Source organism: Methanobacterium sp. BAmetb5 (assembly GCF_003491305.1).
GTDB lineage: Archaea > Methanobacteriota > Methanobacteria > Methanobacteriales > Methanobacteriaceae > Methanobacterium.
In genome coordinates, this window is record NZ_CP022706.1 from 784,303 (window position 1) to 802,500 (window position 18,198).

At 42.2% G+C, this 18,198-nt stretch carries 20 protein-coding genes and 1 tRNA gene (1 of these 21 only partly in view); 13 read left to right on the top strand and 8 right to left on the bottom strand.

Annotated elements, in window-relative coordinates:
- Positions 1-257 precede the first annotated feature (257 nt).
- Positions 258-668, top strand: a complete 411-nt coding sequence (nikR, locus tag CIT02_RS03770) for a nickel-responsive transcriptional regulator NikR (RefSeq protein WP_048073609.1) — start codon at positions 258-260, stop codon at positions 666-668.
- 147 nt (positions 669-815) lie between these two features.
- On the opposite strand, the gene CIT02_RS03775 is transcribed toward nikR, so the two are convergent.
- The 5 genes from CIT02_RS03775 to CIT02_RS03795 all read right to left on the bottom strand — a co-directional run bounded on the left by CIT02_RS03775 (position 816) and on the right by CIT02_RS03795 (position 5,684).
- Entirely contained in the window at positions 816-1,703 is an 888-nt protein-coding gene (locus CIT02_RS03775; protein ID WP_292614157.1) for an ATP-dependent DNA ligase, read from the bottom strand.
- A 10-nt stretch (positions 1,704-1,713) separates the two neighbouring features.
- A complete protein-coding gene (locus CIT02_RS03780) occupies positions 1,714-2,481 on the bottom strand; it encodes a Ku protein (RefSeq protein WP_292614160.1) in 768 nt (255 codons plus the stop codon).
- Positions 2,482-2,597: 116 nt separating this feature from the next.
- The gene (locus CIT02_RS03785) at positions 2,598-3,092 is read right to left on the bottom strand and encodes a hypothetical protein (protein ID WP_292614162.1); all 495 of its coding nucleotides are present in this window, start codon (positions 3,090-3,092) and stop codon (positions 2,598-2,600) included.
- Positions 3,093-3,155: 63 nt separating this feature from the next.
- Positions 3,156-3,560 (bottom strand): hypothetical protein, encoded by a 405-nt coding sequence (locus CIT02_RS03790; RefSeq protein ID WP_292614164.1) that lies wholly within the window; start codon positions 3,558-3,560, stop codon positions 3,156-3,158.
- A gap of 219 nt (positions 3,561-3,779) precedes the next feature.
- The gene (locus tag CIT02_RS03795) at positions 3,780-5,684 is read right to left on the bottom strand and encodes a YhgE/Pip domain-containing protein (protein WP_292614165.1); all 1,905 of its coding nucleotides are present in this window, start codon (positions 5,682-5,684) and stop codon (positions 3,780-3,782) included.
- A 397-nt stretch (positions 5,685-6,081) separates the two neighbouring features.
- On the opposite strand from CIT02_RS03795, the gene CIT02_RS03800 reads away from it, so the two are divergent.
- From CIT02_RS03800 to CIT02_RS03830, 7 genes are all read left to right on the top strand, one after another.
- Positions 6,082-7,227: a TIGR04083 family peptide-modifying radical SAM enzyme gene (locus CIT02_RS03800; protein ID WP_292614167.1), complete on the top strand. Its 1,146-nt coding sequence runs from the start codon at positions 6,082-6,084 to the stop codon at positions 7,225-7,227.
- 134 nt (positions 7,228-7,361) lie between these two features.
- Positions 7,362-7,640 carry a hypothetical protein gene (locus CIT02_RS03805; RefSeq protein WP_292614169.1) on the top strand — a complete coding sequence of 93 codons (279 nt, stop codon included), beginning with the start codon at positions 7,362-7,364 and terminating at the stop codon, positions 7,638-7,640.
- A gap of 90 nt (positions 7,641-7,730) precedes the next feature.
- Positions 7,731-7,901, top strand: coding sequence for a TIGR04165 family Cys-rich peptide (locus tag CIT02_RS03810; protein WP_292614170.1), 171 nt, complete (start codon positions 7,731-7,733; stop codon positions 7,899-7,901).
- Positions 7,902-8,097: 196 nt separating this feature from the next.
- Positions 8,098-8,412: a DUF2769 domain-containing protein gene (locus CIT02_RS03815; protein ID WP_292614172.1), complete on the top strand. Its 315-nt coding sequence runs from the start codon at positions 8,098-8,100 to the stop codon at positions 8,410-8,412.
- A 316-nt stretch (positions 8,413-8,728) separates the two neighbouring features.
- A complete protein-coding gene (locus CIT02_RS03820; RefSeq protein ID WP_292614174.1) occupies positions 8,729-9,046 on the top strand; it encodes a hypothetical protein in 318 nt (105 codons plus the stop codon).
- Between the two features lie 534 nt (positions 9,047-9,580).
- The gene (locus CIT02_RS03825) at positions 9,581-9,748 is read left to right on the top strand and encodes a DUF362 domain-containing protein (protein WP_048085377.1); all 168 of its coding nucleotides are present in this window, start codon (positions 9,581-9,583) and stop codon (positions 9,746-9,748) included.
- A complete protein-coding gene (locus tag CIT02_RS03830) occupies positions 9,749-10,930 on the top strand; it encodes an NAD(P)/FAD-dependent oxidoreductase (protein WP_292614178.1) in 1,182 nt (393 codons plus the stop codon).
- 181 nt (positions 10,931-11,111) lie between these two features.
- Here the strand turns inward: CIT02_RS03830 and CIT02_RS03835 are convergent, their stop codons facing one another.
- The gene (locus tag CIT02_RS03835) at positions 11,112-11,909 is read right to left on the bottom strand and encodes a UbiA family prenyltransferase (protein ID WP_292614179.1); all 798 of its coding nucleotides are present in this window, start codon (positions 11,907-11,909) and stop codon (positions 11,112-11,114) included.
- Positions 11,910-11,957: 48 nt separating this feature from the next.
- A complete protein-coding gene (locus tag CIT02_RS03840) occupies positions 11,958-12,704 on the bottom strand; it encodes a hypothetical protein (RefSeq protein WP_292614181.1) in 747 nt (248 codons plus the stop codon).
- Between the two features lie 86 nt (positions 12,705-12,790).
- Here CIT02_RS03840 and CIT02_RS03845 point away from each other — a divergent pair, with 86 nt between their 5' ends.
- The 5 genes from CIT02_RS03845 to CIT02_RS03865 all read left to right on the top strand — a co-directional run bounded on the left by CIT02_RS03845 (position 12,791) and on the right by CIT02_RS03865 (position 17,130).
- Positions 12,791-14,296, top strand: coding sequence for a glutamate synthase-related protein (locus CIT02_RS03845; protein ID WP_292614183.1), 1,506 nt, complete (start codon positions 12,791-12,793; stop codon positions 14,294-14,296).
- A 105-nt stretch (positions 14,297-14,401) separates the two neighbouring features.
- Positions 14,402-15,313, top strand: coding sequence for a DUF5591 domain-containing protein (locus CIT02_RS03850; protein WP_292615015.1), 912 nt, complete (start codon positions 14,402-14,404; stop codon positions 15,311-15,313).
- A gap of 159 nt (positions 15,314-15,472) precedes the next feature.
- Complete coding sequence (locus tag CIT02_RS03855) at positions 15,473-15,763, top strand: metal-sulfur cluster assembly factor (RefSeq protein WP_048073623.1); 291 nt, start codon at positions 15,473-15,475, stop codon at positions 15,761-15,763.
- Between the two features lie 273 nt (positions 15,764-16,036).
- Positions 16,037-16,109, top strand: a tRNA-Ile gene (locus CIT02_RS03860).
- Positions 16,110-16,569: 460 nt separating this feature from the next.
- A complete protein-coding gene (locus tag CIT02_RS03865; protein WP_292614185.1) occupies positions 16,570-17,130 on the top strand; it encodes a LemA family protein in 561 nt (186 codons plus the stop codon).
- A gap of 68 nt (positions 17,131-17,198) precedes the next feature.
- Here the strand turns inward: CIT02_RS03865 and CIT02_RS03870 are convergent, their stop codons facing one another.
- A protein-coding gene (locus tag CIT02_RS03870; RefSeq protein ID WP_292614188.1) for a DEAD/DEAH box helicase crosses the window boundary here: on the bottom strand, positions 17,199-18,198 show its 3' portion. The gene runs 1,490 nt beyond the window's last position; 1,000 of the gene's 2,490 nt are visible here — the last part of the coding sequence; its start codon lies off the right edge, out of view; it ends in the stop codon at positions 17,199-17,201.

An 18,198-nucleotide genomic window follows, 5' to 3' on the forward strand; every position in this document is an offset into this window, starting at 1 on the left:
GAAGCATATATAAATGTAATGATGTGTTCACCTTCTTCCACATCCTTAAATTTAGTTTGATGACCTTATTTTCCAAAAAATCAGATACAGATCACGAAAAACTTGAAAAAATAATTTTCATCCCTTATAACCCCTGTTCTTTAAGGAAAGATGAAACAGCAGGGTTGTGTTAATACTAATTTTTGCCCTCGGAGGAAAATATTTATTAATTAATAACTTAATAATAGTTATAACAAGTATATTAACTAGTGGTGTATATGATGAGAATAAGCATGTCATTGCCCAAAAAGCTTTTAACTGAATTCGATGATGTCCTAAAGGACCGGGGATACAATTCCCGATCAAAGGGTATCAGAGATGCCTTGAAAGACTACATAGTGCGCTACCAGTGGATGAGGGATATGGAAGGAGATCGGGTGGGAATAGTGGCTGTTATCTACGACCACCATTACACCGGTGTGATGGAAGATCTCACCAATATCCAGCACCAGTTCCGGGAATATATAAACGCCAATATGCATATCCATATGACTGAAAATAAATGCCTGGAAGTTATAGTAGTCAAGGGAGATGCCCAGCAAATCAGGGACCTAACCGAAAAGATCATGAGGCTTAAGGGTGTGGAACACGTCAAATTAACCACCACTTCTGGTGGGGAAAAATTATAATGGGTAAGACCTAAAAAAAGTTGAAAAAACACCCATTCGACAAGAACAAACATCCTAAAGGTAGAACTGTTTGGATTTCCAATGGGTTAGATTTTCAATTGTGTTAGGTTCCCATGTTAGGTAAATTATTTTTTTAAACCCTATTTATTAAGCCCATCTAAATCGCACCCATACCGGGGCCCGGGGTTTACCCTTCACAATTTCATTGGCCTTTATTTCAGCTGGTAACTGTCGGGTGGTCAGGAGAATATCCAGATCAGAGGGAAATGGAATATCAGCTACTCCCCTATTTTTTTCTAAAAATTTCAGTATCTCCTTTCTATCTAAATCACTGAATCCAGTACCTACCTTGCCAAAGTACTGGCCATCTTTCTCCAGTATTAACGCCCCAAAGGCTATGCTTCCCGTGCTTTTGGTGGCTCCTACTACGTTAACATCTATGGTCTCTGATCTTTTGATCTTTAACCAGTGGGGTGATCTTTTCCCTGATTCGTATTTTGAACTGGCATTTTTAAGTATCAATCCTTCATAACCCTTTTGGATAGATTCAATGAAATGGTCTTTAATTTTTTTTGAGTTTACTGTTTTAAAGGGGACTATCTTAACATGACCCTCTTCCTGAACGGCCTTTAATAATATTTTCTTGCGCTGAACCAGTGCTTGGGAGGTTAGATCCTCCCCCTGAAACCGGAGGATATCAAAGAGGTTAAGGGTTGCCGGGAGTTTCTTGGCCAGGAGAGAGATTTTAAACCTATCTTCAACATTACGTTTTAAAAGTTTCCGGAACCCCCCGGGAACAGTTAGTTCCCCATCCAAAATCCAGTTATCCCCCTTTATATTTTTTTTAAGGCTGGAAATGATTTCAGGGAATTTGTATGAAACTTCCACGTGTCTGCGGGTCCACAGGTCAATCTGGTTCCCTTCGCGCATGGCGATGATCCTCTCACCATCCAGTTTAGGCTCGCTTACCCAGACACCCTCCAGGTGAACATCCCCCTCTGCCAGTTTACTGAGCATGGGCTCCATCATTTCCATGGCCTTGCACCTACTCTTCCATCATGGCCAACATTTTTTCCAGTTCTTTTTCCAGTGACCTGGTTTCTGGAGGCTTGATTTCAGGTATTAATTCTTCACCAGCAGCTTTTTTCTCAATAAGTTCCTTTAACTGTTGGGTGTAGGTTTCGGTGTAACTGGTCCAGTCAAAATCAAAGATCATGTTCTCCACCACCACAGAAGCCTTTTTAAGGAGAGTTGGGTCAACCTCTCCGGGAATGATTTCCACCTCCTGTGGTGATCGTACCTGTTCAAAATACAGTAACTGTTTCAGGAGGAATCCTTCCTCATAGGACTGTAGCATTCCAATATACTCGTTGTTGCGCTGCACCCATTTCACCACTGCCACCTTCTCCTTCCTTTCCATAACTTCCCGGAGCAGGTGGAAACTCTGACCAGTGCCCCCCTTTTTGGGGTTTTCAGTTCCCAGGTAGTAGGGTTTGGAAAGGGATATCTGGGGTACTTCATCATGTTCACAGAATCCCAGTATTTCCATGGTTCTGGTGGAGAAGGGGTGGAGATTTTTTATCTCTTCATCGGTGAACTGGATGCATTCCCCGGCGATGTCTATTGCTTTAGCGATTTCATGGGGTTCTAATTCTTTACCATCCTTTTCGCAAACCTTTTTGTAGTGAACTCGACCACAATCTGTTTTATGGACCAGGTGAAAACCGATATGGAGGTTTTCACTGGCAGCATACAGTCTGATGGGTATAAAAATAGTTCCAAATTTTATAGAGCCTGACCAGATGGATCGCATATAACTCATCTCCCACTGTGTATATGTTGTGAAAGAGAGTAATAGTTTGTTATAGGGGCCAAGTTCCGTGGAAATAGGGAACCTAAACTCTTCCAATCAACCTTCAATCATAATGATTATTCCTTTCGGGGACCCATGTCCAGTTTAAGGCCCCGGTTATTCTGACCCCATAATTTATGAGCGTATTCCACGATTTCCAGGATGTGCTGGTATTTTAATTCGGGTGTAATAGGGAGGGCTTTTCTCTCTATTTTATAGCGGTATCTTCCATAGAATGTGGTTTTGATCTTTTTATAATCTTCATCCATGGTTGAAATATAGTAGTAGGTTTTATCTGTCTCCTTTGCCGGGTTAAAGAGTTCTTCCATTTCCAGGGTAATTTCACACAGCACCCCCAGCACCAGATTTAAATCATCCTCATCTACGGGTATTTTCTTCTCCTGTTTATGGGCATTTACCTGGTAAACCCCGTCCAGGTACTCGGTGATCTGGCTGTGCCATTTCCGGAAATCCTCTGCAGGGAATACCAGCAAATCCTGGTGATTCTGGAAGAGATGGGGTTGATAAGTGATTATCTTCTTCTCCTGAACAATTCCGTAACTGCACCTCATTTTTATCAACGCTTAGACGATTATCATGTCAGTTTATTTAAATAACCACTGAACCTAAGATTATCAGTATTCTACCTGTCCCCGGGACCAGTTAACACCCAGGGATTCAGGAGTAACCATTTCGTTCAAAGAAGAAGGGAAAACCATTGGTGGTGAATCAATGGTATCTTGAATATAGGCGTCCAAGTAGGATTGCAATGGTTTATTACTGAAAATATCATCCAGATTTAAATTTAAACGGTGAATACTTTCCATGATTTTAAACCAAACCCCCATAACCCTCCATTCTTCACCCGGATCCATGGTCAGGTACGTCCGGTTGATCTGCTCCATCTGGGCACTCATAGACTGGTACATCCGCCTGAACTCTTCTCTGGTGAAAATAATAACTTCATCATGTTCATTAAAGTATTCCGGATGATAAAGATACACTTCCCTACCAAAAAGTACTCCCTGGCTTACTTTCAAAATGAATCACCTGCTCTGTTGAGGTACATGCCCTAATTTATACACCCCCCGGGACATGGGCGTTGTGGTAGAGAGTGTGGTTGAGAAGTACCCCTAATTCACAAAAATAGAACCTCACCCGAGACTTGAAAATAAATGTAATATACGGTGAGATAAATCCATCCTCAGAAAACAAGAAAAACCTAAGAAAATAAGAAAAAATAAAAAAAATAAGTAGTTTTAGAATAGTCCACTTTCTTTAAGCTTTTCTTCTGTCCACTGTGCCCGTTTATCAACTTTTTCCTTGATAATCATGGTTAGAACAAAGCTCACTGCCGGGAATATAGCCAGTGCTCCCATGCATCTCCAGAAGTTGCCCCATAATACTCCGGCAACTACCTCCCTCAGAGCCCCCACTGCGTAGGTCAGGGGGAGGTAGGGATTTATGGTCTGGAAAAAGGAAGGTAAAAGTTCTGGGGGGAACACGCCTCCCGTGGCAGTTATCTGCAGAACCAGTATTACAATGGCCATAGCCTTTCCTGCGTTTCCAAAGGCCGATGTCAGGGAGTAAACCACCACCATGGCACACAAACCAATATAAATCGTGGTTAAGGCAAACAGTAACGGGGATGAGACCTGGACATGCATGAGCAAGGCCCCAACTACAACTACCACCGATTGTAATAGTCCTAACACTAAAAATAAGCCCATCCTACCCATATACACTGTTTCGGCACTGTATTCTTTTTTGGATTTAACCCGCATGGAGATCATGGCCACTGCGATAATACAGCCAATCCATAGGGATATGGCAATATAGAATGGTGAAAGAGCCGAGCCATAGTTATCCACCGGATAGTAATGGGTTTTTTCCAGTTTTACCGGGCTTTCAAAGTAGCTTTTCACACCATTTTGATCGGTTTCGGAAAAGGCAATTAACCGGTCGAGATCGGCTTCATCAATGGAATTGACCTTGGCCGTTGCCAGTTGAACGGAACTTTTAACCTCCGGCCATTTGGTATTGGCCATGCTCAGTTTAGATGATGCTTCACTGACAATCCGGTTTATATTGTCTCGATTATTGGCCAGTAAGTTGATAGCAGCATCCATTTCGTCAATGGAACTTTTAAGCTGGCTTAACTTACCGGAAGGATCGTTGCTGGTTTTTATATCCTGCTCCACTTCTTGCAGGAGGGTGAGCACTGTGTTTGCTTTGGTAATGCCATCTTCAACCTTGTTTATGATGGGTATAAGATCCTCATCCCCGGTGGCATTGTAAAGTGCGGTTAAAAGAGAGTCAATATATCTCAAACCAGTTATGATGGTAGTGTCAATTGATTCCATGTCCTGAACTGTGGAAAGAGCCTCGGAGGGGTTGTTCTGAATGTAGCTGTACAGTGTGTCGTATTTGGCTTTAAGGGTATTAGCTTGACTCTGTATCTGGGGTAACTTAGCACTGAACTGGGGCCAGATCTGGTTCACTGTATTCATAAGGGAGTTACCCTGGTTGAGACTGTTATCTACCTCTCCCAACTTCCCGTTCAACTCATTTAACATGTATTTTGTTTTAAGAAACTGTGCCTTGTTTTCCTTGGCCAGTTCTCCCACATTACTGAGTTTACCGAATATGATACCATCCACAGTTTCCACGATTTCACTGTTGATTTTGGTCTGCAGGGTATCTGCCCCGGTGTTGGTCATTTTAGGGGCAATGGCATTGATTTTATCATTAACCACATATTCTATGGTGGCCTGCTGGGGGTTGGTGGTGTCAATGGATAGTACAGCCTGGCTAAAGTTACCCGGTATTATGAGAGCAGCGTAGTAGTCTCCATTCTTAACTCCGTTTTGTGCTGTTTCTTCATCAACAAATTGCCAGTTGAATTTATCGTTATTTTTCAATTCTTCAACCAGCATGTTGCCAACGTTGTACTGGGTCCCGTTAAGAGTGTAACCAGAATCTCCATTGGCCACGGCCACCTTAAGGTTGGAAGTTGTGGCATAGGGATCCCAGGTAGCCTGGATGTTCAGGAGCGCGTAGAGTGATGGAATAAGAATAATCGCCGCTAATACAATTAAAACTACGGGAGTATTCTTGATAGCTTTCATATCGTTTTTAAAGATTTCTCTTACGCCTTTAATCATTAAAACCATCCAAAAAATTAACTAAAATGTGACCAACAACTATAATAGAAGATAAAAATGTTATTCCTCTTTCTATAAATACCTTTTGTAGATTATTAATCATGTAAGATATGTTTGTGGTGTTTTATCCCCTGATATTACCACACTATTTGAAAATATGATTTTAACTATATCTAACTAAAAATTGGGAAGTATAAAGACATATTTATTGGGTTTACCCGAACCATGAAAACTTTCCATCGGTCTACCGTAGAACCAGGAAAGAAAAACCAATTTATAGTAAGGTGAGATATTATTAAAATGATTAAATTTTAGTTAATATTATTCCCCAAAGAGGGTTAAGAGAATAACATTCCATTACCAATTCCAAGTAATATAAAAGATATGGTGAATTTTTATGGCTTTTCACGTTATGCTGGTCCCCACCCTGGGCTGTCCTTCCAACTGCGAGTACTGCTGGAGTTCTGAAGAAGGATCCCCAGTTATGAGTGTGGATATTATTAAAGAAACTGTAGAATGGCTTAAGGACTTCCGCAAGGAGCCCGTGACCTTCACCTTCCACGGTGGGGAACCGCTCCTGGCAGGTTACGATTTTTTCTCCCAGGCACTGCCACTTCTAACACAGGAGTTAGGCCATCTGAAACCGGCTCTAGCCCTGCAGACCAACCTGTGGAACATGACCCCAGAACTGGCCCGGGTATTCAAGGAGTACAACATACCCATTGGTTCCAGTCTGGACGGCCCCGAGGAACTTAACGACCTGCAAAGGGGAAAGGGTTATTACCAGAGGACCATGAAAGGATACGAAATTGCCCGGGAACAAGGCCTGAGTGTTAGTTTTATTTCCACCTTCACTTCCTACTCCATCCAGTACAAGGAAGAAATCTTCAACTTCTTCCTGGAAAATGGTTTGAACCTCAAGTTACACCCGGCACTCCCCTCTCTGCGTGATGAAAACCCTGAAAAATGGGCTTTATCCCCTGAAGAGTACGGGGAACTTTTGATATATCTTTTGGACCAGTACCTGGAGCATATGGATGAGATTGAGCTTAAAAACATTGACCACCTCTGTAAATGTGTTTTTATCCGCAGAGGAGTAGTCTGCACCTTCGTGGACTGTATGGGTGATACCTTTGCCGTGGGCCCGGATGGTAGTATTTATCCCTGTTACCGTTTCGTGGGAATGCCGGAGTACGTGATGGGGAATGTCCAGGACCATCCCAGCATGGATGATCTGGCCCAGTCTGATGCCTGGAAGCTTCTCCATGACTTTAAGGACTACGTGGACATTGAATGCAAGAGATGTTCCTACATAAAATTCTGCCGGGGTGGCTGTCCCTACAATGGTCTTTCCATCAATGAAAAAACTGGTAAAGCGGAGATCACTGGAGTAGACCCCCACTGCGGAGCCTATAAGATGATCTTCAAGGAGATAACCAAGCGAGCCACCAAGGAGATGCTGGGATCCAGTATGGGTATGGTTCCGGATCCATCAGGAAAGGCAGAGAAGGGGATAATGTCCATCATGCTCAAACCCTCCTGATTGATTTTATAGTAACTTTAAAATCCCAATTTTTCCCAGTCAAAAAAATTAAATAGAAAGTATTCACAAAAAATTATACTTCCCTAACAAGAAAAAAAAATAGAAAAAGAAAATTAAAAGAGAGATGACTTGATATGAAAAGAAGTACACCAGTAATTATAGGCCTTCTTCTTATTTTAGGAGTGGTTGCCTTAGGTTACTTCGCAGAATCCAGCGGTTCAAATAACACCACCAATAACTCTAACAATTCCAGCCAGTTTACCCTGTTTAAAAACCCCCTAACCCCCCAACAAGCAGTATCATCCGTTCCCGCGGCTCAAAGCCAGCAATCATCAACCACCACCCCCACAACCACCAATGACACCACCCAAAACACCACCCAGAACCAAACAAATCCATTAACAACGAATTAACTGGAAAACATGACCTGTAATCCAATTAATAGTATTTAAAACAAGTATAACCCCTTTAAAAAGCATTGAACGCGAATGGAGATAATTACAATGAATTTAGGTAAGTTGAATGAAAAATGCCCTAAATGTGGTTCACAGGATAAGACCCTTAAAAGGCAATTAGACTCCCAGCACCGGGCTTTTGGCCGGACCCAGACATTGACCTGTAGTGAATGTGGGTACGTGTTTAAATCCCGTGAGGATGAAAAAGAAGAGGATTGATGAAGTAGGGAGATTCCATCCCACTCCATTTGGAATATTTATTTTTAAAAATAATTTAAATTAGAAGGAATTGCCCCCAAATATTAGTGTTCTGATTTTTCCTACGAGTAATTTAAACCCAAGTAACTCCCTTTTTACAGGATTATTAAAGGTAAAAACTTCATATTATACCTTATAATAGGAGGAGGTTAAGAGTATGGCGGTTGAATTCAACTTAGAAAACCTCACAGAATGTCTGTGTGACTCCTGTCCGGTACAGGAAAAATCAAAAACAGTTAGGGACAAAATGAAGATGATGCAGGAGATCACCCAGGAAGATGTGGACTCCCGGATTATGATTGAAGAAGAGAGGATTCCTGCATTGTACTGTGCTAAGGGGAAAGATTATCTGGAAGAATCTGGATCCGGGAATCAGTGCCAGTGCGATAAATGTTTAGTGTGGAAAGAAAATAATTTATTCAGTGGTGAACCACCGGGTTATTTCTGTAGGGATGGAAAAGCCAGGGAATAACACTTTAAACCTTTTTTTAAATATTAGGTGTTTTTGATAGTTAAGTGTCCTAGAAAATACACCCTGAAAATATCCTCAGGATAGACCCTTAAGGGTAGAAGTTAGTTCCATATTTATTACAGTTACCCATAGGATAATCCTCCCCTATTATATTATTTTATTAACCCCGAACAATGCTTATACTGACATGCAGAAGAGAAAAACTGATTTTAATGATGAATTGGAGTGATGTGGCAGAATATGGGGAGAGTTTGTCCTGGAAACCCTGGAAAAATATAAATATAAAGATAACCAGATAATCAAAAGAGTGGTTTCCATGATCAGGAAAGATTTGATAATTATACCTATTCTACTGGTAGGAGTGGTGGCTGGATCCATAGTGGGCATGGGTTACAGTCCTGCTGAGTCACCAGATGATGATAATCTTTCAAACAGCAATATATCCACCAATTCCACCAACGCCAACAACACCACCATCAAAACCAATCAGAGCACTAAACAATCAACATCTCAAAGCACCAGCACTCACAAAACAAGCACATCAACTCGTTACTATAACACCCAGCGTACCAACACCCAGACACAGCAACAGACCAGTACCAATACCCAAACCGGCAACACGACGACCAACTAAACAGTTGGTAACATTTAGGAGATTAGTCAAGGTAAACAGTTACTCATTTAATTTAAAGATTGAATTAGAGCTTGAATTAAAGATTGAACTTAATGAAGATAAAAAGTGAATTCTATTTTAATAGATTAATATCCTTTTAATAGAGTAATAAATACTATATTTGAACCTAATAGACAATTATCTCTTTATCACCGATGATTAATTTAATATCCATATTCAGAACGTTTATAATCCCATAATCCTTAGTTAGGATGTTCATAATCCAATATTCCTTATTTAGAATGTATATAATCCAGTTACCTGATTTGGTTAATTGATAATTTTCACAAAGGTCCTCTTTAGGATATACTACCATCCCATAGATTTAAAAAAGTAAAAATAATATGTAAGAAAGAATGTTGTTTGATTAGTTATATTTTTTTGAGAATTTTTAAAAAAATAATGCAAATTAATCTGGAAAAGTTAATTCAGCTTAATCTGCAAAAAAGTTAAGTCAACTAACTTAATCCGGAAAATGTAGTATGGAATGATACAATGATAGTTAATGAATGGTGCATGTACTGTGGGGAATGCGCTGGTGTTTGTCCCCAAAACCTTATAGAAGTACGGGAAATCAGCTTGAAGATCAACCATGATGAATGTAAAGATTGTGGAATATGTATCAAGGTTTGCCCAGTGCAGGCCCTGCAAGGTGATGATTAAATGATGGAAACTGATGTTCTGGTTATAGGTGCCGGTCCTGCCGGTTCAACTGCCGCTAAACACGCTGCCCTAGGCGGAGTCAAAGTAATGGTCATTGATAAAAAATCAGAGATAGGATCTCCCAAAAGATGTGCAGAAGGAGTTTCTAAAGACGGCCTTAAGAAGCTGGGCATTGAACCATCCCCACGATGGGTAACCCGCGAAGCCAATGGAGTGCGGATGGTCTCCCCCAACGGCACGGCTGTCAATTTAACCGAGGATAAGGTGAAACTCCCGGAAGCAGGATACATCCTGGAACGTAAGATCTTTGACAAGCACATGGCCATGGATGCCGCCCGTGCCGGTGCCCGGATCATGGTCAAAACCCTGGCCACCGGTATGAGGAGAGAAGGTGATCAGGTAGTGGTTACTGCCGAGAACATGGGCCAGGAATTGGAGATCAAAGCCAAGATAGTGATTGCAGCCGATGGTCCAGAATCCCGGGTGGGAAGATGGGCTGGGCTTAGAACAGCTTTACCCCCTAAAAATATGGAATCCTGTGCCCAGTTTGAAATGGCCGGAGTCCAGATGGCCGAACCAGACTGTATTGAATTCCACTTTGGTAGTATATCCCCTGGTGGTTACGCCTGGATATTCCCCAAGGGCGATGACATAGCCAACGTGGGCCTGGGTATTTTAACCACCAGAACCGACAAAACTGCCTACCAACACCTTTTAGAGTTTGTGGAAAGCAACCCAGCTACTCAAAATGCTCAGCCAGTGGAACTTAACGTGGGTGGAGACCCCGTGGGTGGATTACTGAAGAAAAAAGTGGCAGACAACGTCCTGGTCACCGGAGATGCAGCCAGTATGGTTAACCCCCTCACTGGTGGAGGTATTATTAGTGGCATGCTAGGAGGCCGTATTGCTGGTCAGGTGGCTGCCCAAGCAGTGGCTGACGGGGATTACTCCCATAAAAACCTTAAGGTGTATGAAAAACTCTGCGATGATGAACTGGGAGAATCATTCAAAAAATACCTGAAGGCCAAGGAATACCTTTTAAGTCTTTCTGATGAAGAACTGGATGAAATCGCTGATGTTTTCAAGGACAGTGACTTTGAAACCATTAACACCGCAGAAATGGTTAAAAAACTGATTAAGATCTCACCAAAGGCTCTTTTGAAACTGGGTAAACTGTTCTAAGACTTGAAGATCAGCTAATTTTTTTTTTATTCTAATTTTTTCAAGTCAACTACTCATTCCTTTTTTTATTTTCCATTGTTTCCCTGAATTTTTTTAGGATTTTTTAATGGATAAGGGTACTTTTTAATGGATAAGGGTACTGATTAAACAGGGGTCCTTAGAAAATAAATAGAGGCATTCCTTAGAAAATAATCACCATGATGCAGAACAGGAAAAATACCATGGCTACCTGATGGTAAAGAATATCTGCCAGACGGAACATGTAGTCCTTATTTGTAAATAGTGATAGATATAATGGTACTGCTGCCAGGAAAGAGGGCAGAATAGCCACTGCAAATTGTATTATATTCATGTCACCCGAGTAAAGCATGTACAGGAGTAAGCCACCCCCCATGAACCCCACTATACTGGCGTCGCGGGAACGTGATTTGTACATGAGGTAGGTGCCCATTCCTGCCAGGTACATGAACACGTACACACTCAGGGGAACCAGGAACACATCACCCAGGAGTACGGCACAGGAAGCCAAACGCAACACTGAATTGGTGGCTGTGCTGAAAAAAGGGGCTAAATTGGAATCCTTCAAACGGATTGGGGGTAAAGTGTAAACTAACTGGTTGAGTAACATTAGAGACATTAAAAAGGTGAATGATGAAGGGAATGCTACAAAGGATATTATAAACACCCCGGCCACAATCAGGCCAAAGAAAAGCAGTATGATCTTTTTGTCCACCTCATTTTCAATGAAGGCCCGGCTCTGCTTCTGTCGATCCCGGCGATCCACCTCCAGATCCGTGAGATCATTGAGGGTGTACAGGGCACCCCAAAGAGCAGAAACCAATATAAGCCCTCCTAATATCTGGAAAGGATTATTGATAGGTATTCCCAGGAAATAGGCATAGGTAAGTGCCAGTAAAAACATGTTAGCATTTTTAGAGGCCCATGTTATCCGGGTGGACTTGATCAATGTTTTTATCATTTAATACTCCAGTGATGCTTGGATTAACGTCCAGGCAAGAAGATGAGATTATGATCCATCCTTCAGTGCCTGGCATATAAAACGGGGTTTGTTACCATATTTTTTTATAGATTGCCTTACCTCATCCGAGGTAACATTTAGATGGCTTTTTACTATATTTATGGTTTCCTCTGGGGAGTAGGATATCTCCACCACAGTAAAGGGGATCCCCAGTACAGTCACTGCCACCCTGGAGAGAACACCATAGTCCACGAATAGGTCCTTCTTGTTATCTTTCTCACCCATCCTCCAGGCAGTCTGCAATACCAGGTTAACCCTTTTAAAATCACTCCTGTGTTTAAGGTATTCTCGAATACAGGTTAAATAAAATTTAAATGGCTCCAAACCATTATAACCAGTCCACTGGCTGAAGCCAACACATTCCTCATCCAGGCAGTGATAATCATGGAACTGGTCGGCGAATAACACTGCATCAAATTTATTCAACTCATAGAACACGTCAGCAGAGGATTTTACATCTAGATCTTCCTTCATGGAGTTTACCATCAACTGGTAAACATCCCCACCTGTTAAATCTGGGGAAGAAAGGGGTAATTTAGCTTCGTAAAAATTCAAGCCCAGTCTGTCCACTGCAGCGTAGATATTACTGGATTTACCAGTACCCGGGGCTCCCACCACATGGACAATCTCCCCCCTGTTTTTTGATAATTTTTTAAAGGTTGATAGAAGTTTCTGGTAGGATCTGGTGTTTACGAAGGTCTGGTTTTCCCGGGGACCCTTTATCTTGTACTTCATGGTCAACCTCACAAAATATATAAAATTATATTGAGAAGACAGGATATAATAATATGATGATTAACTTAAAAAAGAGGTAAAAATCCATGGTCACCCCTTCACCAGATGCCCCCGGGAATATTGAAGACTCACCCGAAAATCGGGAAAAATGTCTCTGTTCTTACTGTCCCAGTTACCCTAAAAGTTGTGGAGATAAATTGCTTTACTGTGTCACTGGGTCCAGTGATTGTGAAATTAAAGTGGAAGGCTGTATCTGTAACACTTGCCCTCTATTCTACCAGTACCACCTCAAAGATAACTACTACTGTGGTAAGGAAAGGGTGGGTGAAAGTGGAACCTTCCTGCGCAAACCAAATAAAGATGAAGATCCCTCTTTCTATAATAAAATGGTTGAAATAAAGGATAAAAGCCATAATATAAGTGGTATTTCTTCTATGGGTTCAACCAAGAAATTATCATTTTCCTGGGATGACCTGCACTTTTTACCTGCTCAGATCAAACGTATACCCCTTAACCAGGAAGATCCAGTAGATACAAAAGTAACCATTGGACCGGAGTCCCAGAAACCCCTGAAAGTTTCTTCACCTATTTTAATCTCCGGTATGAGTTTCGGGGCGGTTTCACGTAATGTGCGCCGGGTAATCTCCAGAACAGCTGCCTTAATGAATATTGGGTTTAACACTGGGGAGGGAGGGGTTTTGGATGAGGAAAAAGAGATTGCACCGGATGAAATGATAGTACAGTACTCTACGGGACGTTTTGGTTTAAACCAGGCCCTGCTACAATCTGCGGCAGCAGTGGAGATTAGATTTGGGCAGGGAGCCTATCCCGGTAAAGGTAGTTACCTCCCGGCAGAGAAGATCACCCCCGAGGTGGCCCAGATCAGGGGGCTGGAAAAAGGACAGGCTGCCTACTCCCCCGCCCACCACCCGGACATCACCAGCCCCACTGAACTGGAAGAAAAAGTGTCTGAGTTGAAAAAACTCACGGGTGGTGTTCCAGTAGGGGCTAAAATTGGCTGTGGTCATGTGGAGGATGATGTGGAAATCCTGGCCCTGGCCGGGGTGGATTTCATTGCCCTGGATGGTTTTGGTGGAGGTACGGGAGCCACCACAACTTATGTGCGGGAAAATATGGGACTGCCCATTATAGCCGCCCTACCAAGGGCTCATCAGAAATTGGAAGAGCTGGAACTCAAAAAGGAAATAAGTCTCATTGCCGGGGGTGGTTTACGCACTTCTAGTGACTTTGCCAAGTGTCTGGCCCTGGGTGCTGATGCAGTTTACATTGGCACTGCGGCCCTTATAGCCATTAACTGCCAGCAGTATCGAGTATGTTACAGTGGACTGTGCCCCACCGGAGTGACCACACAGCACCCCCAGCTGGTGCAGCAGTTAGATGTGGAGGCAGGTGTGGAGAATCTTAAAAACTTCCTGGAAACTTCCACTGAGGAACTGAAAAACCTGGCCCGTATGGTGGGTAAATCTGATGTTAAACTTTTAGATAGGAGTGATCTGGTTGGTTTAACCCGGGAAATATCCCTGATCACCGGGGCTGAATGGGTTAATGGTCAGATAGTAGATAAGGAATAAACATTAAACAGACCAGTAGCCTACGAATAGTAATTAATAATTTTGCAGATCTAAAATTATCTGTAGACCTATGAGTAATTTTTAGATTCAGGAGTAAAATAAATGATCAAAGTACTTTGTACCACTGAAACTTCACTTAACCGCCCGGAAGCACGCCGCTGGAGGGAAAGAATGAAACTTTTAGAACCCCAGGGCGATGTGGTGGTGGTTTTACCCTGCAGTATGCGTAAACCGTATTCTGCCAGTAAATCCCACCGCATATTCACCCAGGCAACTAAAGGAGTGCAAGAAGCTATTTTAACTTCTCCCTTCGGTGTTTGCCCCCGTGAAATGGAACAAACATATCCCATCCAGTCTTATGATGTTTCTACAGTAGGAGACTGGTCCCGTGAAGAAATAAAACTTACTGGAGAATGTCTCCAGGAATATGTGGGAGACCATGAGGTAATAGCCCATGTAGCCCACGGTTACCTTACAGTCTGCCAGGAATACCTGCCCGATGCCACTTTCACCTGCAAGGATGGGAGGACTATTTCCCCGGAATCAATGGCCAATCTCCGAATTGCCCTTAAAGGATACAACCGGATGAAAACCCACACCAGACAACTACATATGCTGCGCTCCGTGGCCCGTTACCAGTTTAACACCACTGCTGCCGACCAGTTGGTACCGGATGACTACCGGTTAAGGGGAAGGTTTGACCGGAGGTTGATGCAGGGTGATGAACAGATCGCCGTCCTCCACCACGATTACGGACTTTACAGTTTGAACATCAAGGGAGGAGTTATCTTAAACAACATCGGAGTTAACTGGGTGGAAATTGATTTTGAAATGAAAACTAACACCCTTTTTGCCCCCGGAGTGGTAGATGCTTATCCGGAAATAATTCCCAAAGATGAAGTGGTTATAATACGAAAAGGAGAAGTTGTAGGGGTGGGGAAGGCTGTAATGAGTGGGAAGGAAATGAAAAATGGAGAAAAGGGTGTTGCGGTGCGGGTTCGTCACCGGTTGAATTAACACCCCCAGGCCGGGTAATTATAAATAAGTTTAAATAGCACAAACACGGAAATAGAAGAATATCTTTTTAAATGCATATGAATGATTTTTAAAGTAATTATGCGTTTTATCCGCACTGAAAAGTGTGAAACATAAAAAAAACGATTCTGAGGTATGATTATGAGCGAAGAACTAGTTAACAAGGTTAAAGATGCTCTGGCCAAAGTGGCTGATCCCCATATGGGTATAAGCATTGTAGAAATGGGCCTGGTATCTGATATCCAGATCAATGAAAGTGAAAAAACCGCCAAGATCACCATAAAACCCACTAACCCCGGCTGTATGAGTGCTGCTAACATGGCCATGCAGGCCCGTGTGGCTGCCGAAAATGTGGAAGGTATTGATAAGGCAGAGATCACTGTAGAAGGCCATATGATGGCTGATGCCATTAGTGAAATGGTCAACAAGTAAACATTGACTTTTTTAACCCCTTAAAGAATGGAGCGGTGCATTATCTTGACCGCCTCCATAAACTTTATTAAAAACATACCTGAACTGTGATTATCCACTCCCAATTTTCCCCATACTTTTAAAAGGTGGGTTAGGGGAGAGAGTTAATACTAAATTAGATAAATCCCATCACAAAGGTATATATAGGATGAATTCTAAATCAAGAATCTACCCCTGCAGTTTTGGAATTTGTTGGAGAAATTCAACTTCTTAAGCTGTTACTAACATTTTAAGGGGCCCGTGGCTCAGGCGGTAGAGCGCACGGCTGATAACCGTGAGGTCCTGGGTTCGAATCCCAGCGGGCCCATTATTAGTAATTTTCTGTATTCTATTTTACTAAAATCAATTTTGAACACCTTAAATTTTTAAAATAAATCTATTTTTCACGTTTTTAGATCACCCCTAACTACATCACACTTTTCCCCAAAGTAATAACAAAATGCTTTTTCAAAAAATTTATATGCTGAGTTTGGGATACTAATAGCTGGAGCAATGGTAAATTTGGTAATTAATTACCTCATTTTTTTTACCTCATTTACCATTTTCTTCCTTTTATTCTAAATTTAGAACTATTTTAACAATTTTTGCCTGATTTAACACCATATAACTATTTAAACTGTTTATTAACCACAGGAAATGATTCTTGAAAAAGCATAGTGAAAAATATTGCGGTGGATTACTAAACCTGTTTTTCTTGATTTGAAAAGATTTAAATAACCCACAAACTAACTGGATTATTGTGTAATAACAGGGTTAATGGTGTTATAATGTGGAATTTGATTGGTTTTGGACTGGTAGTCCTTATAATTGTGATATTCTTTACCATAATCATTGCCGTCTATAATAGTTTAATCAAACTACAAAACGGAGTGGAAGGGGCCTGGTCACAGATAAATGTCCAGCTGGAACGGAGATCAGATCTAATTGATAACCTGGTGGAAACGGTTAAAGGTTACGCCATGCACGAAAAAACCACCTTTCAGGAGGTTAGCCAGGCACGCTCCCAGTTGAACAATGCTGAAACTGTTAAAGAGAATGAAGAAGCAGATAATGTCTTAACCGGTACTTTGAAAAGTCTGTTTGCAGTGGCGGAAAACTACCCGGAACTGAAGGCCGATGAAAATTTCCTGGAATTACAGGATCAGCTATCCCAAACCGAGGATAAAATTGCCGATTACCGGGAATTATACAATGAAATTGTTTTAACCTACAATAACAAGCGTGAAGTATTTCCCAACAGCATAATAGCCAATTTCTTCAGTTTTCCTGAAGCAGAATACTTTGAACACGATGCAAATGCTGAAGAAGTACCTGAGGTTGATTTTTAACCCCTCTCTTCCACCTTTATTGATGGGCATCCTAATAAAGACACCATCCGGATTTAAATAAGAGAAATTTAGTTTTCAATCTGCCGTATCAAACGATTACATTCCCCCACCACTTTTTTTCTTCCAAAGGCCTGGGCTATTCTCCGCACTGCCTCCAGCATCCTTATAAGTGAGTCCAGCCAGCTGAATATGTCCCCGGCATAAGCGTGTATCTCGTAGTCACGCATCAACTTCCGACTTATATCCACTGGATCCCGTTTTGACAGGCGTTGTTTAACCATTCTCCGGGATAGTTCCCTCTGGAAACATCCACAAAATGGCCTATCCTTACATTTACAGGTGTAAAAATCCATCTGGAGCTTCATCAATCTTTCCCTGAGGCGGGGCTCCAGTTTGTTAAGGGCTGTGCCCGAACTCAAAATATCCAGGGTGCTGTCAGCAAATAAGCGGGTGGACATATTTATCTTGAGAATACGGCTCATCTGGGTGGTTATCCTGCTGGAAAGATAGGCACTTTCAAATGGTTCCAGTTTAAGGGCTATATCCATGGGATGCATACGATCCAGGTTCTTTCGGATGTACTCAGCACAGAAATGTGACAGGAAAGACATGGAAACCGCCCTCCCATATCTGGTGGGGGTTACCTTGCCATCCATCTCCTTTACCAGACCATAATCCACCATTAGGTTGAATGCTTCCTCAAATTCTAGGGGTAGCTCTTCATTGGCATATTCCTGGCCTATTTGACTGAATTTATCGGCACGCCCAGCACAGATATCTGCCAGGAACTGTTCCACCTGACTGTCCTCAGAGTAGGTTACATTCACTGCTTCCACATCACTGGATAAGAGTTCCATGGCCTGCATTTCCTCGGTTTCATCACCGTAACTACGACCAATCTCTGGCAAGAGATACACTTTTCCCTGGTCATGGTAGGTGGGTCTTCCTGCCCTGCCCAGCATCTGGGAGAACTCATTGGGGGTGAGTGTCTTGTTCCCCATGGTTAAACTTTCAAAAAGTACTTGGGATGCAGGAAAATCCACTCCCGCGGCTAACGCAGCCGTGGTA